The following is a 22,121-nucleotide window of genomic DNA, read 5'->3' on the forward strand; positions in this document are numbered from 1 at the left end:
CGCGTTTGCTAGTTAATTATTAAGGTGATTTTTGTCCGTTATCCAAAAAACGGTTCGTGTTTTTTTCAAATTCTTCTAAGTGTACTATTTGTCCCGCTCCCTTACTGAAATTAATGGAGAGTAGGGATAATGCCTCTTGAGCCGCCGCAATTTCCGCTTGCGTATACTCGTCCTCTAATGTATTTGAAGCCGAAGATGTGTTGAAATAAACCCCGACCAAAAGCAATATGACGGCCGCGGCGGAAACCCAAGAGTACCAAATTTTTCGGGATGTACCAGTCTTTGGTTTCAACACCTCTTTCGTAAACCGTTCTGCTTTTTCTTTGGAAAAATACTGGAACATCGGAGCATACTGCTCAAGGTGTTCCGCGACGGTATCTTGGGAAAAATAAGCCCGCAAAGTCGCTTCTTCGGATGCCGTTGTGGTGGCCTCGAAATACTTTTCCAGCAATCTTTCTATTTTATCCGATTCCATAGTTATGTTTTTTTATCAGTTGTTCCCTGACCGTTTTCCTTGCCCGGGATAAGGCTACGCGCACTGCTGTAGGCTTCATTTCAAGCATTTCCGATATTTCATCGTATTCATACTGCTCCACATCTCGCAATTGTAATACCATTTTTTGCTGTTCGGGCAGTTCCTCCATAATTTTCTGCACCCAGGAGGCGCTATCGGTAGCTTCCAGTTTTTTATCCAGCGAGCTATCATTGTCCGTATAATTGCTGTGTACCAACTTCAGGTTTCCTGCCTGTCTGGACTTTAAACGGTCGAGACAAAAATTCTTGGTCATGGTCATGGCGAACGCCTCTACATTATCATACCCTTCCATTTTTTTGTTTTTCGACCATAGCTTTAAAAGGATTTCCTGTGTAGCGTCCTCTGCTTCTTCCCTTGATACCAGCAAACGTTTGGCCAGTCGAAACAACTTGTCCTTAAAAGGCATTACAATATTCAGAAATTCCGTTTGTTGCATTTTGAGGTGCGGCTGATTGTTCTTTGATTGATGTGAGCGTTCTACAAAAGGAAGACGAAGTACAACGAATTTTGTTACAATTAATTTTAATTTCCCTGAAATGTAAGTATTTTAGGCAACCTTATACTAAATGCTTACGTATATTAGGATATAATAAATCCATGCAATCCCCCGATTAATAGGTCATTTTCTTTTCTTTGGAACGATACTTGATTTGGGGATGTAGCATTACATAATCCCTCAATACTATTCCGCTATGAACAAGTATCCAAAATTTCTTTTATTGTTTATTGCCATTGGGCTGTTTTTGACGAACTGTTCCAATGATGATGATATTGTTCCAGTTGTTGAACCAGAGCAGGAAGAGCCAAAAACCGCAGAAGATTACCCTGTTCAGGATTTTATGTGGCAAACGTTGAACTTTTGGTATTTTTGGCAGGAAAATGTACCCAATTTATCCGATAGTAAGTTCGACAGTCTAGAAGATTCTGAATACATAGATTTTTTGGCGTCAGAGAACGACCCAGCTGAATTTTTTAATAACAAATTACGTTTTTCCGAAGACCGATTTACCTTTTTCTCGGATGACTATGTAGAGCTCACCCAGTCTTTAGCCGGTATTTCGAAAAGTAACGGTATGGAATTTGGATTAGTGCGTTACGGTGACGGCAATGATGTGTTCGCTTATGTCAGATACATAGCGGCCAATTCCGATGCTGCTACAAAGGATATAAAAAGAGGGGACATCTTTATAGGAGTCAATGGGGAAAAGCTTTTTTCGGATAGAAACAATTTGGAAAATAATAATTTTGATCTGTTGTTCGGGCCTAATAGTGATTCGTATACACTGAATATGGCGGATATTGTTGATGATGAGATAACCCCAAATAATCAGGAAGTCAACTTGACCAAAATTTCAAATTTTGCCGAAAATCCTATTTTGTTAGATACAATTTTGAATATAGGAAGTTCAAAAGTCGGTTATTTAATGTACAATCAGTTTCTCAATGAATATGACGAAGAGTTGAACGATGTCTTCGGTCGTTTCAGGGATGGTGGTGTAACGGACTTGGTATTGGACATGCGATACAACCCCGGGGGCTCTGTAAATTCAGCAAGACTTCTTTCAAGTATGGTACACAGTACGGATACTACGAACCTTTTTATTAAACAAAGATGGAACGCCCGAATTCAATCACTTTTGAACGAGAACCAATTGGTCGATACATTTGCCGATTTCACTGATGCGGGTACACCGGTCAATACGCTTAGTCTTTCCAAAGTATATGTATTGGCCACAAATAGTTCAGCCTCCGCTAGTGAATTGGTCATCAACGGACTCGCACCTTACGTTGATGTAATACATATTGGGGAAACCACAACCGGCAAAAATGAATTTTCACTGACCTTCGTAGATGATCCCGATAATCCCAACGGGCCTTGGGTCTATAGTTCAAACAGGGAAAACCAAATTAATCCGAATAACAGTTGGGCAATACAACCTTTAGTTGGCCGAAACGAAAATGCCGATGGATTTTTTGAGTATACTGAGGGGCTGGTGCCGGACATACCCTTGAGAGAGGATTTAGAGGATTTGGGAGTTCTCGGTAATCCAGATGAACCCCTTTTGGCAAGGGCTATTCTAGAAATCACGGGCAGTGCTTCGGCAAAAAATGATTTTTCTGTAAAGATGCCTATAGACGCCTTTACGGGTTCACAAATGTTTACCCCGTTAAAGGATAATATGTTTTTGGACAAAGATTTGGGTATTAAACCGATACATTAGCTTTGTGATAACGATATTGCAGCTACTAAAGATACCATTAACACGGATTGTCTTTTGACATTATCCCATTTTGGTGCAATCTTGAAAATAACATAGCTTTTTTTGCGTTGTACCCTTGAGGAAGAATAACCGTTCATCTTAAAAACATAACTAATCATCGAAAAAGCCATGATCAAGTATTTTAAAACGGGCGCATTCCTGTGCCTTTTCTTGTTAGCATCCTGTGTAACGGAAGACGATATATACCTACCCGATACGGTCGAGCCCGACCCTGATGCAGGAGTACAGGTTCAAAATTTTATGTGGAAGGCCATGAACTTCTGGTATTTCTGGCAGGCCGATGTGGAAAACCTGGCGGATAACCGATTTCCCAATACACCTGAAGGCTCGGAAATGTATACCGAATTTTTAGCCTCCGAAGAAGACCCCGGCAATTTTTTTGATAACAAATTGCTTTTTTCCGAAGACCGCTTTAGTTTTTACAACGACGATTATGTAGAGCTGACACAATCCCTTTCGGGTATTTCTAAAAGCAACGGAATGGAATTCGGCCTAGTGCGTATTCCTGATAGCGATGATATCGTCGGTTATGTACGCTATATCATTCCCAATTCCGATGCCGCTGCAAAACCTATTCAACGTGGAGATCTTTTTACAGGGGTTAACGGTTCTACCCTGACCGAAGCTAACTATCGAGGTCTGCTTTTTGGTAGCAGCGACACCTACACCCTGAATATGGCTACCCTTGTAGATAATAGGCCGGTACCCAACGGAGAAGAAATTACCCTGACAAAACAGAAGGACTTACAAGAAAATCCTATTTTTCTCGACGAAATCATAGAGACCAACGGAACAAAAATAGGCTATCTGGTCTATAATGGTTTTACCAACGAATTTGACGAACAATTAAATGAGGTTTTCGGTCGATTTAAAACCGGCGGCGTAACCGATCTGGTTTTGGACATGCGCTATAATCCCGGTGGTTCGGTAAATACCGCACGATTGCTTTCAAGTATGATCTACGGAACAAACACCAAAGACGTTTTCCTAAAAGCCCGATACAATGATAAGTATCAAAAAATCCTGAAAGATCAGAATACCGATGTGCAAGACTATTTTGCGGATAAAACAGGTAAAGGAACCCCAATAAACACCCTGAATCTTAAAAAGGTATATGTTCTGACCACTCAAGGTTCGGCATCTGCCAGCGAATTGGTCATTAATGGCCTCGAACCCTATATGGATGTCGTGCAGATTGGTGAGAAGACACGAGGGAAAAATGAATTTTCGGTTACTATGGTCGATGATCGGGATAACAACTACCTCTACAGCGCAAAGCGGGTAGCCAAAATAAAATCCGATAATCGATGGGCCATACAGCCCCTATTGGGACGCAATGAAAATGCGGACGGATTCTCCGATTACACAGAAGGACTTGAACCTGATATCCCATTAAGGGAAGATTTGTCCAACTTAAGTGTTTTCGGTGATTTAAACGAGCCTCTTTTGGCCAAGGCCATTCAAGAAATCACAGGAACCGTCTCCGCCAAAATGGATTTTTCAGTAGCCTTGCCTATGGAGACCATTACCAGTTCTAAACTGCATACCCCGATCGGCGACAATATGTATGTTACGGATTTGCCCGTTATTAAATAGATTTTAGATGCACCCATCCACCCATGTTGAGCTGCTGTAAACTTGACTATTTTTCTGCGGAACCATTGAAATAAATCGCACCGGGATTGATGCCGACTTCCTTGGTGGTGATACGGAAATTATCGGATAACCCATATATTTCCAAGGTTCCGTTGCTGGCAAAATCCTTGGCATCCGTTCCGTAGAGTTTTCCATCGTTGACGGCCATATCGTAAAAATTGGTTCCGGTAATCGCTGCTTTCTCGGGCAATACAGTACTCGAAACATCCATCTTGAAAATACCTCCTGCTACATTGTAATATAAACTACCGTCTTCATAAGACAAATATTCGGGATGTTCGGTCGGCAAAAAACTAAAGGACTTGGTCACAGCGTTGCTGGCCGTATCGATTTTATCCAGCCGTCCAGCGGTTTGGTCTTCCGTATAGGCAGGCTTTCCACCGGAAAGTACCCACAGATTGCCATCGGCATCAAATTGCAGCGAATTGGGGCCCTCACCGACCATAATGGAGTCGGTTACGGTATCTGAAGTCGTGTCGATTACGGCAACGCTATTGTTGAAGTTGAATCCACCCAACATGGCGACGTAGAGCGTATTGTCCTTGACCAGCAAACGCTCGGGACCTTCTCCAACCGGAATTTTTCTTTCTACGATATTGGTTTCCAAATTGATTACGGCAACGAAATCGTCCGAAGGATCCGAACCGTCGCCCCAATTGGTCACATAGCCTTTTCCATTGGCGATGGCCATGTAACGGGGGTTTAAAAAGTCCGTAAAATCAGCACCTCCAATCGTGGCCATGGATTCGAAAGTATACCGGTCGACCACCTCGACTTTTTGAGACCCGTTCACCACGATATATCCGGTCTCGCCATCAAAAGCCATACTTTGTGCGGTATCGCCCCAAGCATCTACTCCATTGGCAATACTAAAAATGTCATTCGTCAGTTCACCCGAATCATCGGACAAGAAGCTTACGGATGCATTTCCGTTCATAAATCCACCTTCGTTCACTACAATAATACCATTTTCATATACCGGAGAATCGGTACCGGTTTCAGGCAAGATCGGTCCGCCATCATCATTATTACATCCGATCAATAAAAATGTGGCCGCGGCCGTGGTCAAAATCAATTGATTTAATCGCATCGTTTTAAAAATTTAGAAGTAATTGGGTTTGAATATTTCTATTGGGCATGGGCCGCAGGGCCACATTTTCGTAATAGGTATTGAAAAGATTGTTCAGGGTCAAGCCAAGACTGTACTGTAATTTTCCTTTCGATTGTGGCGAATAGGTTATACCGGCATTGGCCACCTGATAGCCTTCGAGCTCGCCCCCGATTATGGATACCGGACCGTTGTACAAGTGCTGATAAAAAAGGCCTAATTGTGACAAATTATATGCGATGGAAGCGTTCGTCCGATGAAACGGGACATAGATCAGCTGCTCACGGGTGGCCTTATCTTCGGAAACGGTATAGGCATAGTTCGTCTTTATTTCGATGTGTTGTTTTTTTTGGATGGGATAGATCAGCGCGAATTCGCCTTCCAAGCCATAAATACGGACCTCGTCTATGTTAGAGGGAGACCAGATGCCCGAAGTATCAGGAAGCCATCGGATCATATCATCGGTAGCGATATAGTATCCGTTCAGGTTGAAGCTCGCTGCCCCGAATTCCAAAACCTGCCCCAAATCGATTTGGTAAGAACTTTCGGGCACCAGGTCAAGGCTGCCACCGGGCTTCCAATAGAGGTCGTTGAAGGTAGGCATCCTGAAATTGCGGGAAGCGCTTAGTTGTAGACCGTAGTGCCCCGCTACCCTATATTTTCCATCCAAGGAAAAAACAAGGGGACTTGAAAAATCGGAGGAAAAATCCTTTCGAACTCCGAAATTATAGACCAAATCCTTTAGAACCTTATGTTTTACCAAGACCGTCAAAGACATATCGTTGCGCTGTGGATTTCCAAAACTGCTGCCGTTGCCCCGGTAATGATCATATTCTAGATAGGAGTTCAACCGAAAGGCATCAGAGAGTTCAAGGTCATAGGAATACCGCGCCAATAAAGTGGTGACCTTTCCTTTGGAAAAATTACCGGAATCCTTGTTCCCAAAATACTTAAAACCTTCGTAAAGATGGGCCAATTTTAGTTTTGAGGTAGACTTTTTGCCCAATCCAACCCATTCCAGTTGTGTGCGATAGTGGTCATCTTCATATCGGCTCCTGCCCTGCGTCACCAGATTACCGGAAAGATTTCGATCTCCGATAAAGCTTTGGTGATATAGACGCTGCACATTTTTGTCGGAAAATATATATCCGGAGTTAAAATTCAGGGTAATATTATGGAATTCGCCATTTTGGTTGAATTGCTCGGTTTCTAGATACTTAAAATCGTTGTCCGATGCCGTGTAATTGAGCCCGAAACTGTGCGACCATTTTCTGTTTCCGAAATTTTGGGAGAAGTTTACTTTTTTGGTGTCGAAACCGCCGTACCCGATCATAACCTGATGGTCAAAATGGTTTTCGAAACGAAGTTCATTGTTCAAATGCACGCTGCCACCGATAGCGCCGGTACCAAACTGAACACTTCCCCCGCCGCTACGGATGTCTACCGAACTGTAGTTAATGGGATTTATAGTATTGAAATCCACCTGTCCGTTCAACGGGGAATTAACATTGATCCCGTTCCAGATAACAGCCGTATGCGAGGCGTTAGTACCCCGAAAGGCCGGAGAAGCTACCATACCGAAGCCGTTTTCCTTAAAATAGATGTTGGAATTGAAAGCGAGCAGCGACATTATAAAAATACCGCTTCGTTGTATCGTGCTATCCGTCAAGCGGGTTAACTTATGGCCTTCGGAGTAACGTTTTAGGCGGGAATCGGAAACGACAACCTCATCCAGTTCCCAGAGTGGTTTCTCTTGGGCGGATACTTGTCCGGATACGGACAACAGGAATGCTATGGCGATTATGGCGCGTTTCATCACTTATAAACTTTTATCCCGAAAGTTTAACAGTATTTGATGAATCTGGCAGGTCTCCTGACTTGATTTATAGTATTTGACCTTCCCATCAGCCGGAAGCGGACAGTGGTCTGAAGAAATACTATCCCTTGTACAAAGGGGTGCCAATATAAAACTGCGTACAGGCAGGTTTGGCAAAAACTTACAGTTGCGGGAACAGTTCCGGATTCTTTGATGTCCGATTTCGGAATTACGATTGTACTATTTTACTTTGTACCCCGTATTTCTCACCTCGTACCTCATCACACCGGATTCCCTTTTAATCCCATCACCTAAAAACGGAGATGGAAACCAAAATTCAGGGCAAAAGTAAACATTACGATTCATTAATTTACCCCTAACATGAAATAATACTACTTTTGGATGCGCTAAATTTCCGTTTTGAAAAAAGTACTTCCTCTGGTTTTTCTTATTGTTTTTGTTTCCTGTAAGGATGAAAAAAAGGAATCCCTCCCGTTTATACAGACTTCGAATGCTTCTACAATCCATTATGCCAAAGGCTTTTCCGTAGAAAGATCGGAATCCGGATTGACCATCATCAAAGTAGCCTCTCCTTGGCCGGATACTAAAACAGCTTTTACCTATGCTTTGATTCCGAAAGATAAAATGGCGTCGATGACCTTGAACAAAGATGAATATGATGCCATAGTCGCCGTACCCGTCGAGCGGATTGTGGTGACATCGACCACCCATATTCCCGCATTGGAAGCTTTAGGCGTCGGCGAGAATCTGGTTGGTTTTCCGGATACGAAATACATATCTTCGAAGAAAACCCGAAAGCGTATCGATGCCGGGCAAATAAAAGAGCTCGGCAAAAATGAAGCCATCAACACCGAAATGGTCTTGGAACTGGACCCCGAAGTCCTGATCGGCTTTGGCGTTGCCGGTCAAAACAAGGCGTACGCTACCTTGCAACGGGCCAATATTCCCGTTGTCTATAATGGGGATTGGACGGAAGAAACCCCTTTGGGAAAAGCGGAGTGGATCAAGTTTTTCGCTCCTTTTTTTGATAAGTACATGGAAGCGGATAGCATTTTTAAAGGGGTAGAAACTTCCTACTTAGAAGCTAAGGCACTGGCCAAAACCGCCAACAAAAAACCGACCGTTCTTAGCGGCGCGCTTTATAAGGATGTCTGGTACTTGCCCGGGGGAAACAGTTGGGCGGCTAAATTCTTTAGCGATGCCCATGCAGATTATCTATGGAGCGACACTTCGGAAACAGGCAGCCTTTCCCTCAGCCTCGAAAGTGTGCTTGAAAAGGGAAAGCCAGCGGAATTTTGGATTTCCCCGGCGCAATTCACTTCCTATAAAGCCATGAACGCCGCTAATCGGCACTATCTGCAATTCGATGCCTTCAAAAACCGGAAGGCCTATTCCTTTGCAGGCACTTCAGGGGAAACGGAAGGTTTATTGTACTACGAACTCGCCCCACAGCGACCTGATCTTGTTTTGAAAGATCTTATCCATATCTTCCATCCCGAACTGTTACCGGACCACGAACCTTTCTTTTTTAAACCGCTGGATTAATTGGGAAACACAAAAACATATCGGCTTCCCTTCTTGCTACTACTAGTGTCTCTAGTCGTCTGTTTCGGATTGAACATTAGTTTGGGCTCCGTCTCCATTCCTTTTTCTGAAACTGTCAATGCACTGGTCGGCGGAAATCTCGAAAACCGATCGTGGGAATATATCATTTGGAGCTTTAGGGTTCCCAAAGCCTTCACCGCTGTTTTGGTCGGTAGCGGATTGGCATTAAGCGGACTTTTAATGCAGACATTGTTCCGCAACCCGTTGGCCGGACCTTTTGTGCTGGGCATCAGTTCCGGGGCGAGTTTGGGGGCCGCACTGCTTATCATGGGTTCGTCATTATTTTCGGGATTTATGACCTCCGGACTCTTAAACGACATTTCGCTGGCCATCGCTTCAAGTATCGGAAGCTTTTTGGTGCTACTGGCCGTGATGGTCGTCGCCGCAAAAGTAAAGGACACCATGGCCCTGTTGATTATCGGCCTGATGTTCGGAAGTATTACCGCCGCCATTGTAAGTGTACTATCCTACTTTACCGATGCCGAAAAATTACAGCAGTTCATCTACTGGTCCTTCGGAAGCGTAGGCAACCTATCCTGGGCGCAGCTATCCATTTTATTGGGAATAATCTTGATTGGCATCCTGCTAAGTATTGTATCCATAAAAGCTTTGAACGCTTTCCTGTTGGGCGAAAATTATGCACGGAGTTTAGGGGTAGACCTAAAGAAATCCCGCTATGCTATTATCATCGCTACGGGATTGTTGGCCGGTGGAGTAACCGCCTTTGCCGGCCCCATCGCCTTTATCGGACTGGCCGTTCCCCATTTGACCCGACAGATTTTTAGCACTACGGACCATAAAATTTTAGTGCCTGCCGTGCTGATTTACGGTGCCATTCTGATGTTGCTCTGCGACACCGTAGCGCAACTGCCGAATTATGCAAGTGTATTGCCCATTAATGCGATTACCAGTATTTTAGGGGCACCGGTGGTGATATGGTTGCTGGTGAGGAAGCGGCGGATGGTGTTTTGAGTATGGAGTGCAAAGTAAAAAGTAATCAGTATTGAGTAGGAATGATGAACAAGGAACGAAATTCAATGGTAGTCTTGGCAACGACTGATTTGACCGTCGGTTATAAAAGTAGGCCGATTGTCGAAAACATTAATTTTGCGCTTTCCGAGGGAGAACTGACCGCGGTTGTCGGCATAAATGGTATCGGAAAGTCCACATTACTGCGCACATTGGGCAATGCACAGCCCAAGTTAGCCGGAAGCATCCATATCGGGGAAAGGCAACTGGAAAGTTATTCCCCTTTAGAACTGGCGTCCAAAATCAGTCTGGTACTGACCGAACCGATCGCCTCCAAAAACATGTCCGTTCTCGAATTGATCGCGCTCGGACGACAGCCGTATACGAATTGGATCGGTACCTTATCCACAGGGGACAAAACAAAGATCAGGGAAGCTGTACTAATGCTTCAGTTGGAAAAACTGCAATATAGAAAATGCTTCGAACTCAGTGATGGTCAATTACAGCGGGTCATGATCGCACGCGCCTTGGCACAGGATACATCCATAATCTTACTGGACGAACCGACCACACATCTCGATCTCTACCATAAGGTGCACATACTGAAACTTCTGAAATCCATTGCCCATCAAACCAGAAAGACCATCCTATTTACATCCCATGAAATTGAAATGGCTATTCAGCTATGTGATACACTATTGTTGTTGGATGGGGAGAACAACCCGTTTGGACAGCCCTGCGAACTTATCGAACAAAAAGCTTTTGAGACCCTTTTTCCGGCAGACGTGGTCTCGTTCGATGCTTCGACCGGTACTTTCCGAATTGAAAAATAGTAGGTTTATGATACAGGCCTCCGCATAATCGAATTTACCGTCCAATCTTGTATCTTTGCTCCAAACCTTGATACCACCAATGAACGAATATTTAATATACCTTCTTATAGGTCTTTTGTGTTTGGCCGTCGGTTATTTCTTGGGCAACTACATTCAAAGCCTGAAAACAAAATCCACCCAAAGCGCGCTTGAAGAACGGGAACAACATCTGAACAATAATCTCACCGTTTTGAGTCAGCGATTAAGCGATACCGAAGCGCATAAAGGCCACCTACAATCCGATAAAGAGCAGTTGAGCAACCAGATTGTACGTTATCAGGCCGACCTAGAACATCTTCAAGAAAAGAACCGGGAGCAAAAAGCCGAAGTCGAAAAACTGCAGGAAAAATTCACTAAGGAATTCGAGAACCTGGCCAACAAAATTCTGGAAGAAAAAAGCCTAAAGTTCACCGAGCGTAACGAAAAAAATATTAGGAATATCTTGACGCCGCTGAACGAAAAGATACTGCTGTTCGAGAAAAAAGTCGAGGAAAGTCGAAAGGAAAGTTTTGGTATCCATCTGGCGTTACGGGAGCAACTGCTGAACCTGCAGACCCAAAACCTAAAGATTACCCAAGAGGCCGAAAACCTGACCAAGGCCCTAAAAGGGGATAGTAAGATGCAGGGCAATTGGGGCGAACTGGTGCTGGAGCGCGTACTTGAAAAATCGGGCCTTGAAAAAGACCGCGAATACACCGTGCAGCAAAGTTTTACAAGGGAGGATGGCTCACGGGTATTGCCCGACGTCATCATCAACCTTCCGGACGGGAAAAAGATGGTGGTCGATTCCAAAGTATCCTTGGTCGCCTATGAACGCATGGTGAACGCGGAGGACGAGTTCCGCGATAAATTTCTGAAAGAGCACGTCAATTCCCTCAGAAGACACGTTGACCAACTTTCCGCCAAAAAGTACGAGGATCTGTATGCCATGGAGAGTCCGGATTTTGTACTGATGTTCATTCCTATCGAACCCGCCTTTGCGGTAGCGATAAACAATGACAATTCCCTATATAACAAGGCTTTTGAGCAGAACATCGTTATCGTCACCCCATCTACGCTCTTGGCGACCCTGCGTACCATCGATAGTATGTGGAACAATGAAAAACAACAGCGAAACGCCATAGAAATCGCCCGTCAGGCGGGTGCCCTGTACGACAAATTTGAAGGCTTTGTATCGGACCTCACCAAAGTAGGTAAGAAAATGGACGATGCCAAATCGGAGTACAAAGGGGCTATGAACAAACTAGTAGAAGGGCGCGGGAATATTGTCACCAGCATCCAAAAACTCAAAAAAATGGGGGCGAAAGCTAAGAAATCTATTCCAGAACGCATCCTGAAACGGGCGGAGGAAGATGATTTTGCGGAAGAAGATGATTTAGAAGAAATTGAGAACGAAAAGTAGCAGTTGCACTAAATAATCAAGGTCTTGATCCGAAAAACCCAAGTTCTAATACGTAAATATCTCAACAACCTATACTCCAAAAAATCCTAATTCAGACAATAAATAGAACACATGAAAAAAGCAATAGTTATAACCCTAGTTGGTATCGCGGCCCTTTTTGCAATAATTTACGCCTTCATCTATTTCGTAACCTTTAGCGATGGCATCCGGTCGGGCGAACTAATTAAGATAAGCCACAAGGGCGTCCTCGTTAAAACTTGGGAAGGTGAGATCAGCCAAGGCATTTCCGGGGCACAGATATTCTCGTTTTCGGTGTTGGACAAAGATCAAGAGGTCATCGAAAAACTACAGGAATACCAAGGGGAATACGTAAAAATGGAATATATCGAACGTTACGCCACCTTCTTTTGGCTGGGAGATACCAAGTATTTTGTTACCAGCGTAGAACGGGACGAATCGCCACATTTCAGAAGGTAAAATTCCAAAAACCTAAATTCCAAATTCCAAATCCGTAGCGGGAAACAACCTAACAACCTGTAACAAGCGACCTTAAACTTGCAGCCAATAGCCATGAAAAACTACAAACCTTCAAGTGATTCGCGGGTGTCGATAACCGAACTGATGCTTCCCTCCCACTCCAATTTCGGGGGCAAGGTGCACGGAGGGCATATATTGAACTTGATGGATCAGATTGCATTTGCCTGTTCTTCAAAACATTCCCAATGTTATTGCGTAACGGCTTCGGTAAATCGGGTGGACTTTTTGGATCCCGTGGAAGTGGGCGAACTGATTACGCTTAGGGCATCTATCAACTATACCGGAAAAACTTCAATGGTGGTTGGCGTTCGCGTCGATGCAGAAAACATCACCGAAGGCACTAAGCGTCATTGTAATTCCTCCTATTTTACCATGGTAGCCAAAGATGCGCAAGGAAACAGTGTACCGGTACCCGGACTTATACTTGAAAATGAACAGGCAGTGCGACGTTTCGCCCGTAGCAAACAGCGCAAGGAGGAAGCTTTTTCACGGGATACCCAGTTCGATGAATCGAAATTCCGGATCGATGAACATTTGAAGCGACTGATCGATGAAAACGTTAAGATCGATCTGTAATTTCCGCGGCAGCAGGCTCATCTAGAAACCACATTAGGTTTCCGCTTATGGGATTTACCAAATGGGCGGGGTAGGATTTAAAACCGCCCCTCTCATCAATAATCTCCCCCACTTTTTCTGCCTTGCTTTCCCCGGTGACCAAAAAGGCTGTTGTAGTGGCGTGATTGATGATTTTTCCGGTAATAGTGATTCGTTTTTGTCCCGTTTCCGGATGTTTGGCTACCTCGCACAGCTGGTCGGCATTCCACAATCCGATTTCATAGGGGAAAATGGAAGCCGTATGTCCGTCATCGCCCATTCCCAAGATAATCAGGTCGAACCGGGGAAGGCCGTTGACTATCGGAAGTTTCTCCTTCAAAACTTCCGTATAGCGGGCCGCTTCCTGTCGGGGATCGTTCTCGCCCCGGACCCGGTGGATATTTTCTTCGGGAATCTCGATTTTCGACAAAAGATAATCGACGGTCATCCTATAATTGCTTTCAGCATTATCGGGGGGAACGCAGCGCTCGTCGCCCCAATACAGATGCACTTTCTGCCATTCGTTTTTCGAAAGATGGCGCGAGGCCAATTCGTCAAAAACGATTTTTGGTGTACTACCGCCCGAAAGGGCCACATGTAGACTATCATTGGAACTAATCAACTTGACAAGCCAATCCGTGAAGCTTTCGGCTGTTTTCTGTTTTGTACTTGAGATTTTCAATTGCATGATACTAGGTTTGAACCTGCCGGCAGGTAGGCTTGAATTTTTTGAACTTGATACTTGCGCCTGTACTTGAACTTGATCAGCAAATCACACAATACCCCGGATCGTCGGCCAACTGCTCGCTAGGGTTTCGCCAAAAACCAACACCATCGATCAGATTATCGGCATTCTCCGGGCCCCATGCCCCGGCAGAATATCCGTATACCTTTTCATCGGAATTTTTCCAATAGTCCAATATCGGATCGACGAAAGTCCACGCCGCTTCCACTTCATCCGCCCGTGCATATAGGGTAGCATCGCCTTGCATGGCATCAAGAAGTAGTCGTTCGTAAGCTTCCATCACATGGTTTTCGGCCAAACTGGAATAATAAAAATCAAGGTTTGCCCGCTCGACCTTAAAGCCCTGTCCGGGGACCTTGACCCCGAATTTGATGAGAATTCCTTCGTCGGGCTGAATGCGAATGATCAATTTATTATCCTTATTGCTCATCCCGGCATCCTTAAAGATTTGGTGGTGCGGGGTCTTAAAATGAATGACCACCTCGGTGACCTTGGTGGGCATCCGCTTGGCAGTGCGCACGTAAAAAGGGACATCCGCCCAGCGCCAATTATCGACAAAAAACTTCAGGGCGGCATAGGTCTCGGTCTTTGATTCGGGATCGACATCGGCTTCCTCCCGATATCCCTTTACTTTTTCCCCATCGATAACCGAACTAATATATTGGGCACGAATGGTATGGGCATGAAGCACTTTGGGATCGGTCATGACCCGCAAAGATTTCAATGCTTTTAGTTTTTCGTCACGTATTTCTTCCGCATCTGCATTTAAGGGGGGTTCCATGATAACAAAGGCGATTATTTGCATCAGATGGCTTTGGAACATGTCGCGTAGGGCCCCGGATTTATCGTAATAGCCACCCCGTTTTTCGACACCCCCGCTCTCGGCATTGGTAATTTCGACATGGTGAATGTAATTCCGGTTCCACAGGGGCTCGAAAATACTGTTGGCAAAACGGGTCACCAAAAGGTTCTGTACCGTCTCCTTGCCCAAATAATGGTCGATCCTGAAAATCTGTGGTTCCTTAAAATACCGGTGTAGACTTTTGTTCAACTTTATAGCGGTCTCAAGGCTGTATCCGAAAGGTTTTTCGACAATCAGACGCCTCCAACCTTCATCCTCTTTATGGAGACCCTGCTGGTGTAGGTTCTTAGAAATCGGACCGTAAGCAGATGGTGGTGTAGACAGGTAGAATATGTAATTGCCGTCGGTACCATGTTCACCGTTCAGGGTATCTATACGTTTTTTTAGGGGACCATAATCGGAATCCTGGTCATTACTCAACTCGTGGTAGAATAAGCGGTCGGCAAACTCCGCGATCATTTTCTTTTGTTTCCCGTCTATTTTATCTTTCAGATGCTTACTCTCTGTAACTACGTTCTTTCTGAACTCCTTGTCAGACCAAGGGCTACGGCTCGCCCCAAGAACGGCAAATTTTTCGGGCAAATGACCGGCCCTAGCCAAAGCGAAAATAGCGGGAATCAGTTTTCGGGCGGTAAGGTCCCCCGAGGCGCCGAATATGACCAACATTTGGTTTTCTGTCTTGGTCATAGCGTATTGTAAGATTTTGAACCCTAAAAGTATCGAAAAGAATGCCCAATACCAACGAGTTTACGCTAAGTTAATCTTACATCTCAATATTTTCGTTTATTTTTGAAGGAAGTATACTTGAAATATAATCTTGATTAAGAGGATATAAAATTTATTAATTGATGGAAGATAAATACGATTTCGGACTTGTAGGTCTCGGGGTGATGGGACGCAATTTTATATTGAACGTGGCAGACAACGGATTTTCCGCCTTTGGCCATGATCTCGATGCGGAAAAGGTCAATGCCCTCAAGTATGAAGGAAACAAGGAACATAAGATAGATGCTTCAACAAGTATCAAAACTTTTGTCAAAGCCTTAAAACAACCCCGAAAAATAATGCTTTTAGTTCCTGCGGGAAAAATTGTGGATTCGGTAATCGAAAGCCTTTTGCCGCATATCGATCGTGGGGATATCATTATCGATGGCGGTAATTCCTTTTTCACGGACACCGATCGCCGCGAAGAAGAGCTTCAAAAAAGGGCGGTCAACTTTTTCGGCGCCGGCGTTTCCGGTGGAGCCAAAGGTGCCCGATTAGGACCGAGCATCATGCCCGGAGGTTCAAAATCCGCCTACGCCCATATCAAACCCATCTTTGAGGCCGTCGCCGCCAAATACAACGGAGAGCCCTGCGTAGCGTATCTCGGACCGAAATCCGCAGGAAACTATGTGAAAATGGTGCACAAAGGTATCGAATACGGATTGATGCAGTTGACCTCCGAAATATATGACCTGCTCAAAAAAGCCGGTGATTTCGACAACGACGATTTACACCACAGCTTTAAAAAATGGAACGAAGGCCGATTACAGTCCTTCTTGGTCGAGATTACCTCCGAAATCTTCGAACAGGAAGACGAGGAAAGCGATGGCCGATTGATCGATAAAATTTTGGATAAGGCCAAGCAAAAAGGCACCGGAAAATGGACCAGCCAAAACGCGATGGATTTAGGTATTCCCGTGCCATCCATAAATATAGCGGTCAACATGCGCGAGATTTCCGCTTTAAAGTCCGAACGCAAGGCTGCGGACAAAATCTACGGTAGGCCAAAAGTAGAAACCATGGACAAGGCCAAACTGGAAAAATTGGCGGAAGAAGCGCTTTATTTCTCCTTTATAGTCACCTATGCCCAAGGGCTGCACGTATTGGCGGAAGCCTCAAAAGAGTACGGGTATCAGCTTGATATTGCCGTAATCGCCAAAATCTGGCGTGCAGGTTGTATTATCCGTGCCGCCTTATTGGCCGATATTACCGCAGCGTTCGAAAAAGACAAAAATCTTCCGAATCTATTGGTATCCCCGAATTTTGTAAAGAAAGTTCAGGGCAGCGTGGCTTCCGCCCGTGAGCTGGTGGCTTTCGGTGCTAAAAACGGGATTCCCTTACCGGGACTCTCAAATTCCCTGATCTATTTTGATGCCTATACAAGTACCCGATTACCCTTAAACCTTATTCAAGCGCAACGGGATTATTTCGGGTCACACACCTATGAACGATTGGACAAAGAAGGGATTTTCCATACGGAATGGCAGTCAAAGTAGCGGAGCCAATTTTATTATCGATTGGTATTCCAGCAAGCCATTGCGACCCTTGTTTCAGGCAGTAATGGTCGGAGGGCTTGGGGCGCAGGCGTTTTCGTTTACTACGGAGGGTATTGAAATGGAACGCATGTCAGAATAAGATGCCAAAGTATCACATCTACGTCATAGAACTATCCAAACGGGTCTTTACCGAAAACAAGCGTTTTCGGGAGGCCAACCCGCAGTTTAATGGGGTGCTGGAGTGTCTGTATGTCGGCATGACCAGTAAAACCCCGAAAGAGAGGTTCGAACAGCATAAAACGGGTTATGTCAATACGAAGGGACATAATCTCTCCTCATCCATCGTCAAAAAATATGGGTCGTATCTGCGTCCCAGTCTCTACAACCATATCGAATCCATTCCAACAAGAGCGGAAGCGCTTAAAATGGAGGAGCAGCTCGCCCTGGAACTGCGCCGCAAAAAATATGCGGTCTGGTTCAACTGATCGATCTTCCGGGAAATCTATCCCAAAAATGTGTAACTTTAGGGTTAATCCTAAAATTCATCCTAAAACAACGTTTCTATGGAAGGCTAATTATGAACTACCCGCTTCGGGGAAGACGGATCGGTCGCGCCTAGGGACGGAAAAACGATGGGCGAACTTCAAGTGCGAGGCACTTGGGTCATCCGCTTTTATTTCAAGACCAACAACCGCGAGAATCTCACCGAAGACGGATGGTTCAGAACCGGGGATGTAAGTACCATCGATTCGGAAGGCTATATGGAAATCACCGAGTGCACCAAAGACCTCGTAAAGAATCTATGGGATTCTACTTCGACAAATACATCTTCCGCCTACCATAAAGCTCATAGAACTGGTCGTCCTTCAAGCTATCGATAAACAAAATACTCTCCCCGGTACTTTTCATTTCGGGCCCAAGATTCTTGTTGACATTGGGGAATTTGTTGAAGGAGAATACCGGCTGTTTGATGGCGAACCCGTCGAGATGAGGCTTGAAATCGAAATCTTTTACCTTCTTTTCGCCGAGCATCACTTTGGTGGCATAGTTTACGTAAGGTTCCCCATAGGCTTTTGCGATAAAGGGTACCGTTCGCGATGCCCTGGGGTTGGCCTCGATGATATATACGATATCGTCTTTAATGGCGAATTGGATGTTGATGAGTCCGACGGTATTTAGTGCCAGGGCGATTTTGTTGGTGTGATCTTTGATCTGCTGGAGCACGAATTCCCCTAGATTGAACGGAGGCAGGGTGGCATTCGAATCTCCAGAATGTATGCCACAGGGTTCGATATGCTCCATAATGCCGATGATGTAGACGTCTTTCCCATCACAGATGGCATCGGCTTCGGCCTCGATGGCTCCGTCGAGATAATGGTCTAGTAGGAGTTTGTTATTAGGAATTTTACGGAGCAAGTCTACCACATGTTCTTCAAGTTCTGCCTTATTGATGACGATTTTCATGCCTTGGCCGCCCAATACATAGGAGGGTCGAACGAGCAAGGGAAAGTCCAGTTTATCAGCCAGCGCAAGGGCTTCTTCCGCGGTTTCTGCGACCCCGAATTCCGGAAAGGGAATATCGTTCGCTTGTAGCAGTTCGGAAAAACTACCGCGGTCTTCGGCGAGATCAAGGGACCGAAAACTGGTGCCGATAATCTTGATTCCGTATTTGTCCAGTTTTTCCGCTAGTTTTAAAGCGGTCTGTCCGCCTAGCTGTACGATGACGCCTTCCGGTTTTTCATGAAGGATGATGTCATAGATATGTTCCCAAAAAACGGGCTCAAAATATAATTTATCCGCCGTATCGAAATCCGTGGACACCGTTTCGGGGTTGCAATTGATCATAATGGTCTCGTAACCGCACTCCGCGGCGGCCAGTACCCCGTGCACACAGCAGTAATCGAACTCGATGCCCTGCCCTATGCGATTGGGGCCGGAACCGAGTACCACGACTTTTTTCTTATCCGTAACGATACTGTCATTTTCAACGTATCGGGTACCGTCCGGCCTTTCGATTTCCGCTTCAAAAGTGGAGTAATAATAGGGGGTCATCGCCTTGAATTCGGCCGCGCAGGTATCCACGAGTTTATAGACCCGATTGATACCCATCTCTTGGGTACGTTTTTTGTGCACTTCACTTTCGTAGCAATCCAACATGTGTGCAATCTGACGGTCGGCAAAGCCTTTTTGTTTGGCTTCCAACATCAAATCACGGGTAATCGTGGCGATGGTATAGGTGGAGATTTCCTTTTCGAGATAATGCAGTTCTTCGTACTGTTTCAAGAACCACATATCGATTTTGGTGATATCGTGGATGCGGCTAAGCGGAATGCCCAACTGAATGGCATCGTAAATCACAAAGACCCGGTCCCAACTGGGTATGGTCAGTTTGCCGATGATCTGATCGTAATCTTTATAGCCTTTACCATCTGCGCCCAAACCGTTCCTTTTGATTTCTAGGGATTGTGTCGCCTTGTGCAGCGCTTCCTGAAACGAGCGGCCAATACCCATGACCTCTCCGACGGATTTCATCTGTAGGCCCAAGCTACGATCGGAACCTTCGAACTTATCGAAATTCCAACGGGGAATCTTTACGATCACATAGTCCAAGGTCGGTTCGAAAAGGGCCGAGGTCGATTTGGTAATCTGGTTGTCGAGCTCATCAAGGTGATAGCCAATGGCCAACTTGGAGGCGATTTTAGCAATAGGATATCCCGTCGCTTTTGAGGCCAAGGCCGAAGATCTGGAGACCCTGGGGTTGATCTCGATGGCAATGATATCTTCCTTTTCATCGGGACTGACCGCAAACTGCACGTTACATCCGCCGGCAAAATCACCGATACTGCGCATCATGTGAATGGCCATATCCCGCATCTTTTGATAGGTGCGATCGGAAAGGGTCATTGCCGGGGCGACGGTAATGGAATCTCCGGTATGGATGCCCATCGGATCCATATTTTCTATGGCACAGATAATAACAACATTGTCGTTGCGGTCACGAAGCAGTTCCAGTTCATATTCCTTCCATCCGATCAAAGCCTTATCGATCATGACCTCATGTATCGGTGAGATTTCAAGGCCACGGCTAAGCATTTCGTCGAAGTCTCCCGATTTATGGACTATGGAAGCCCCTGCCCCGCCCAAGGTATAGGAAGCACGAATAACCAATGGAAATCCGAATTGCTGGGCAATTTCTTTTCCTTTTAAAAAGGAAGTGGCCGTAGCTTGCGGTGCCATACCTATCCCAATTTTCAGCATCAGCTCGCGGAATTTCTCCCTATCCTCCGTAATATTAATGGCATCGATATCGACACCGATGATCTCAACGCCAAAATCTTCCCAAATTCCTTTTTCGTCCGCCTCGATACAGAGGTTAAGTGCGGTCTGCCCACCCATGGTCGGCAGTACCGCATCTATCTGTGGATGTGCCTTTAAGATTTCGACAATCGATTTCGTGGTCAAGGGTTTAAGATAGACATGGTCGGCCATGGTCGGATCTGTCATAATCGTAGCCGGGTTGCTGTTGATCAGCACGGTTTCGATACCGTCTTCACGAAGACTTCGTAACGCTTGCGATCCTGCGTAGTCAAATTCACAGGCCTGACCGATGATAATGGGACCTGAACCTATGATCAATATCGATTTTAAATCTTTTCTTTTGGGCATTTTTTACTGTGTCTATTAGAGATTCTACGGAAATGGTACCCGATCGGGTCCGGCATGAATATCGGAACGAGCGCTGCATGAACACCGAAACGCGTCCGGCGCAAGCAAAAAAAAGGTGCTACTTTATAAAAGTAACACCTCAATATTTTTAAAAGAATGGAATCATTATTTTTTATGTCTCGGCTCAGAGGATACGGATAGCTTTTTTCTTCCTTTTGCCCTTCTTCGGGCCAATACTTTTCGTCCGTTCACGGATGCCATGCGTTCCATGAACCCATGTTTGTTTCGTCTCTTGCGCTTTGATGGCTGATATGTTCTCTTCTGTCCGGGCATTTTTTGATACTTTTCTTGATTGCTGAAACTTGAAGGTTCGTCCTCAAAATTCCGGTGGCAAATATACAAAGGCTTTTTGCTTTTACAAATGGATTCGATAAAATTATTTTTACCAAGCTTCTTTCTGCTACAAATGCCTTTTTTACTACTTTTGCAGCCTGAATTCGAGACGGCAACACCCCATATATGAAATACTTCACAGCCTTACTTTTTTTAATCGTTTGTAGCCTTAACCTATCGGCACAGTCCATTTTGGAATATACGCTAAAAAAAGGGGCCACATTCATCATTAAACAGGATGCCGAGCAGGTCATTACCCAAGAGCTCGACGGCGCGACCCATGAATTGATCAACAAAATCGACGGTATCTTGGAGTTTAAGGTATTGAGGCAACGTGACAGCACCTACGAAATAGCTTTGACCTTTAAGGACCTCAATCTCAAAATGACCTCTAGTATTCAGGGCGAACTGATGAATGTGCATGCCAAAGAGGTAAGCGATGACGATATGCAATCGAAGATATTCAGTAGCCTGTTGAATAGTCCCGTTCAGCTGGTACTGGCCAAGACGGGTGATATCCTGGAGGTCACAGGAGGGGATAGCCTTGTGGTAAAAATGGCGGAGGCGTCCGGACTAAAAGATGCGTTTTCGTTGAACATGATGAAAAAATCCCTTCAGCAGGAATTCGGTTCCGAAGCCTTATCCGACAGCTACGAACAAATGACTTTTATCTATCCCAAGAAACCGGTAAAAATAGGGGATCACTGGAAAAATGAATATGCAGGGAAGCTCGGGGCCAAAAACACTTGGACATTGGAAGCCTTAACGGAAGATGAAGCAATGATCAATGGAACGGC

The 22,121-nt window shown here is 45.1% G+C and carries 21 protein-coding genes and 1 riboswitch; of the genes, 13 read left to right on the top strand and 8 right to left on the bottom strand.

Translation table 11 applies throughout. The annotated features are described in order from the left end of the window. Window positions 1-19: 19 nt before the first annotated feature. Together ACEW8S_RS16080 and ACEW8S_RS16085 are read right to left on the bottom strand one after the other, a co-directional pair. Complete coding sequence (locus ACEW8S_RS16080; RefSeq protein ID WP_373519139.1) at window positions 20-475, bottom strand: hypothetical protein; 456 nt, start codon at window positions 473-475, stop codon at window positions 20-22. After that, a complete protein-coding gene (locus ACEW8S_RS16085; RefSeq protein WP_373519140.1) occupies window positions 462-971 on the bottom strand; it encodes an RNA polymerase sigma factor in 510 nt (169 codons plus the stop codon). Before ACEW8S_RS16085 ends, ACEW8S_RS16080 begins: the two co-directional genes overlap by 14 nt. A 256-nt stretch (window positions 972-1,227) precedes the next feature. Here ACEW8S_RS16085 and ACEW8S_RS16090 point away from each other — a divergent pair, with 256 nt between their 5' ends. Both ACEW8S_RS16090 and ACEW8S_RS16095 read left to right on the top strand, forming a co-directional pair. Beyond that, entirely contained in the window at window positions 1,228-2,757 is a 1,530-nt protein-coding gene (locus ACEW8S_RS16090) for a S41 family peptidase (RefSeq protein ID WP_373519141.1), read from the top strand. Between the two features lie 168 nt (window positions 2,758-2,925). Then, a complete protein-coding gene (locus ACEW8S_RS16095; RefSeq protein WP_373519142.1) occupies window positions 2,926-4,413 on the top strand; it encodes a S41 family peptidase in 1,488 nt (495 codons plus the stop codon). A 46-nt stretch (window positions 4,414-4,459) separates the two neighbouring features. On the opposite strand, the gene ACEW8S_RS16100 is transcribed toward ACEW8S_RS16095, so the two are convergent. Further along, window positions 4,460-5,563: a YncE family protein gene (locus ACEW8S_RS16100; RefSeq protein WP_373519143.1), complete on the bottom strand. Its 1,104-nt coding sequence runs from the start codon at window positions 5,561-5,563 to the stop codon at window positions 4,460-4,462. Between the two features lie 4 nt (window positions 5,564-5,567). Further along, window positions 5,568-7,397 (bottom strand): TonB-dependent receptor plug domain-containing protein, encoded by a 1,830-nt coding sequence (locus ACEW8S_RS16105; RefSeq protein ID WP_373519144.1) that lies wholly within the window; start codon window positions 7,395-7,397, stop codon window positions 5,568-5,570. A 29-nt stretch (window positions 7,398-7,426) separates the two neighbouring features. Further along, window positions 7,427-7,747: riboswitch (cobalamin riboswitch) on the bottom strand. A gap of 70 nt (window positions 7,748-7,817) precedes the next feature. On the opposite strand from ACEW8S_RS16105, the gene ACEW8S_RS16110 reads away from it, so the two are divergent. The 6 genes from ACEW8S_RS16110 to ACEW8S_RS16135 all read left to right on the top strand — a co-directional run bounded on the left by ACEW8S_RS16110 (window position 7,818) and on the right by ACEW8S_RS16135 (window position 13,379). Further along, a complete protein-coding gene (locus tag ACEW8S_RS16110) occupies window positions 7,818-8,963 on the top strand; it encodes an ABC transporter substrate-binding protein (protein ID WP_373519145.1) in 1,146 nt (381 codons plus the stop codon). Then, window positions 8,964-9,995, top strand: coding sequence for a FecCD family ABC transporter permease (locus tag ACEW8S_RS16115; protein WP_373519146.1), 1,032 nt, complete (start codon window positions 8,964-8,966; stop codon window positions 9,993-9,995). It begins immediately after the preceding gene. Window positions 9,996-10,036: 41 nt separating this feature from the next. Further along, window positions 10,037-10,825: an ABC transporter ATP-binding protein gene (locus ACEW8S_RS16120; RefSeq protein ID WP_373519147.1), complete on the top strand. Its 789-nt coding sequence runs from the start codon at window positions 10,037-10,039 to the stop codon at window positions 10,823-10,825. Between the two features lie 79 nt (window positions 10,826-10,904). Beyond that, window positions 10,905-12,266 carry a DNA recombination protein RmuC gene (gene rmuC, locus ACEW8S_RS16125; RefSeq protein ID WP_373519148.1) on the top strand — a complete coding sequence of 454 codons (1,362 nt, stop codon included), beginning with the start codon at window positions 10,905-10,907 and terminating at the stop codon, window positions 12,264-12,266. 111 nt (window positions 12,267-12,377) lie between these two features. Continuing rightward, window positions 12,378-12,743: a 6-phosphogluconate dehydrogenase gene (locus ACEW8S_RS16130; protein ID WP_373519149.1), complete on the top strand. Its 366-nt coding sequence runs from the start codon at window positions 12,378-12,380 to the stop codon at window positions 12,741-12,743. Between the two features lie 93 nt (window positions 12,744-12,836). Next, a complete protein-coding gene (locus tag ACEW8S_RS16135) occupies window positions 12,837-13,379 on the top strand; it encodes an acyl-CoA thioesterase (RefSeq protein WP_373519150.1) in 543 nt (180 codons plus the stop codon). Here ACEW8S_RS16135 and pgl read toward each other — a convergent pair. Then, window positions 13,363-14,085, bottom strand: coding sequence for a 6-phosphogluconolactonase (gene pgl, locus ACEW8S_RS16140; protein WP_373519151.1), 723 nt, complete (start codon window positions 14,083-14,085; stop codon window positions 13,363-13,365). The genes ACEW8S_RS16135 and pgl overlap by 17 nt on opposite strands. Before the next feature lie 76 nt (window positions 14,086-14,161). Then, window positions 14,162-15,691 carry a glucose-6-phosphate dehydrogenase gene (zwf, locus tag ACEW8S_RS16145; RefSeq protein WP_373519152.1) on the bottom strand — a complete coding sequence of 510 codons (1,530 nt, stop codon included), beginning with the start codon at window positions 15,689-15,691 and terminating at the stop codon, window positions 14,162-14,164. Window positions 15,692-15,852: 161 nt separating this feature from the next. Between zwf and gndA the strand changes: the two genes are divergently transcribed. The 4 genes from gndA to ACEW8S_RS16165 all read left to right on the top strand — a co-directional run bounded on the left by gndA (window position 15,853) and on the right by ACEW8S_RS16165 (window position 18,146). Then, complete coding sequence (gene gndA / locus ACEW8S_RS16150; protein ID WP_373519153.1) at window positions 15,853-17,265, top strand: NADP-dependent phosphogluconate dehydrogenase; 1,413 nt, start codon at window positions 15,853-15,855, stop codon at window positions 17,263-17,265. Further along, complete coding sequence (locus tag ACEW8S_RS16155; protein ID WP_373519154.1) at window positions 17,213-17,404, top strand: DUF3124 domain-containing protein; 192 nt, start codon at window positions 17,213-17,215, stop codon at window positions 17,402-17,404. The genes gndA and ACEW8S_RS16155 overlap by 53 nt, the downstream gene beginning before the upstream one ends. Before the next feature lies 1 nt (window position 17,405). Beyond that, a complete protein-coding gene (locus ACEW8S_RS16160; RefSeq protein WP_373519155.1) occupies window positions 17,406-17,750 on the top strand; it encodes a GIY-YIG nuclease family protein in 345 nt (114 codons plus the stop codon). A 147-nt stretch (window positions 17,751-17,897) separates the two neighbouring features. Next, window positions 17,898-18,146: a hypothetical protein gene (locus tag ACEW8S_RS16165; RefSeq protein ID WP_373519156.1), complete on the top strand. Its 249-nt coding sequence runs from the start codon at window positions 17,898-17,900 to the stop codon at window positions 18,144-18,146. Here ACEW8S_RS16165 and carB read toward each other — a convergent pair. Together carB and rpmH are read right to left on the bottom strand one after the other, a co-directional pair. Next, window positions 18,076-20,931, bottom strand: coding sequence for a carbamoyl-phosphate synthase large subunit (gene carB, locus ACEW8S_RS16170; protein ID WP_373519157.1), 2,856 nt, complete (start codon window positions 20,929-20,931; stop codon window positions 18,076-18,078). The two genes, ACEW8S_RS16165 and carB, sit on opposite strands and share 71 nt — an antisense overlap. Before the next feature lie 165 nt (window positions 20,932-21,096). Further along, window positions 21,097-21,264, bottom strand: coding sequence for a 50S ribosomal protein L34 (rpmH, locus tag ACEW8S_RS16175; RefSeq protein ID WP_373519158.1), 168 nt, complete (start codon window positions 21,262-21,264; stop codon window positions 21,097-21,099). Window positions 21,265-21,450: 186 nt separating this feature from the next. Here rpmH and ACEW8S_RS16180 point away from each other — a divergent pair. Beyond that, window positions 21,451-22,121, top strand: a 671-nt coding sequence (locus tag ACEW8S_RS16180; RefSeq protein ID WP_373519159.1) for a DUF6263 family protein, incomplete at its 3' end; no start/stop codon positions are given.

Origin of the sequence: Pricia sp. (genome assembly GCF_041745955.1) — a bacterium.
Lineage (GTDB): Bacteria > Bacteroidota > Bacteroidia > Flavobacteriales > Flavobacteriaceae > Pricia.

Excerpts from the sequence above, each read along its gene's own strand:
- ACEW8S_RS16080 (WP_373519139.1), bottom strand. The coding sequence starts at position 475 with ATGGAATCGGATAAAATAGAAAGATTGCTGGAAAAGTATTTCGAGGCC.
- ACEW8S_RS16085 (WP_373519140.1), bottom strand. The coding sequence starts at position 971 with ATGCAACAAACGGAATTTCTGAATATTGTAATGCCTTTTAAGGACAAG.
- ACEW8S_RS16090 (WP_373519141.1), top strand. The coding sequence starts at position 1,228 with ATGAACAAGTATCCAAAATTTCTTTTATTGTTTATTGCCATTGGGCTG.
- ACEW8S_RS16095 (WP_373519142.1), top strand. The coding sequence starts at position 2,926 with ATGATCAAGTATTTTAAAACGGGCGCATTCCTGTGCCTTTTCTTGTTA.
- ACEW8S_RS16100 (WP_373519143.1), bottom strand. The coding sequence starts at position 5,563 with ATGCGATTAAATCAATTGATTTTGACCACGGCCGCGGCCACATTTTTA.
- ACEW8S_RS16105 (WP_373519144.1), bottom strand. The coding sequence starts at position 7,397 with ATGAAACGCGCCATAATCGCCATAGCATTCCTGTTGTCCGTATCCGGA.
- ACEW8S_RS16120 (WP_373519147.1), top strand. The coding sequence starts at position 10,037 with ATGATGAACAAGGAACGAAATTCAATGGTAGTCTTGGCAACGACTGAT.
- rmuC (WP_373519148.1), top strand. The coding sequence starts at position 10,905 with ATGAACGAATATTTAATATACCTTCTTATAGGTCTTTTGTGTTTGGCC.
- ACEW8S_RS16130 (WP_373519149.1), top strand. The coding sequence starts at position 12,378 with ATGAAAAAAGCAATAGTTATAACCCTAGTTGGTATCGCGGCCCTTTTT.
- ACEW8S_RS16135 (WP_373519150.1), top strand. The coding sequence starts at position 12,837 with ATGAAAAACTACAAACCTTCAAGTGATTCGCGGGTGTCGATAACCGAA.
- pgl (WP_373519151.1), bottom strand. The coding sequence starts at position 14,085 with ATGCAATTGAAAATCTCAAGTACAAAACAGAAAACAGCCGAAAGCTTC.
- zwf (WP_373519152.1), bottom strand. The coding sequence starts at position 15,691 with ATGACCAAGACAGAAAACCAAATGTTGGTCATATTCGGCGCCTCGGGG.
- gndA (WP_373519153.1), top strand. The coding sequence starts at position 15,853 with ATGGAAGATAAATACGATTTCGGACTTGTAGGTCTCGGGGTGATGGGA.
- ACEW8S_RS16155 (WP_373519154.1), top strand. The coding sequence starts at position 17,213 with ATGAACGATTGGACAAAGAAGGGATTTTCCATACGGAATGGCAGTCAA.
- ACEW8S_RS16160 (WP_373519155.1), top strand. The coding sequence starts at position 17,406 with ATGCCAAAGTATCACATCTACGTCATAGAACTATCCAAACGGGTCTTT.
- ACEW8S_RS16165 (WP_373519156.1), top strand. The coding sequence starts at position 17,898 with ATGGGCGAACTTCAAGTGCGAGGCACTTGGGTCATCCGCTTTTATTTC.
- carB (WP_373519157.1), bottom strand. The coding sequence starts at position 20,931 with ATGCCCAAAAGAAAAGATTTAAAATCGATATTGATCATAGGTTCAGGT.
- rpmH (WP_373519158.1), bottom strand. The coding sequence starts at position 21,264 with ATGCCCGGACAGAAGAGAACATATCAGCCATCAAAGCGCAAGAGACGA.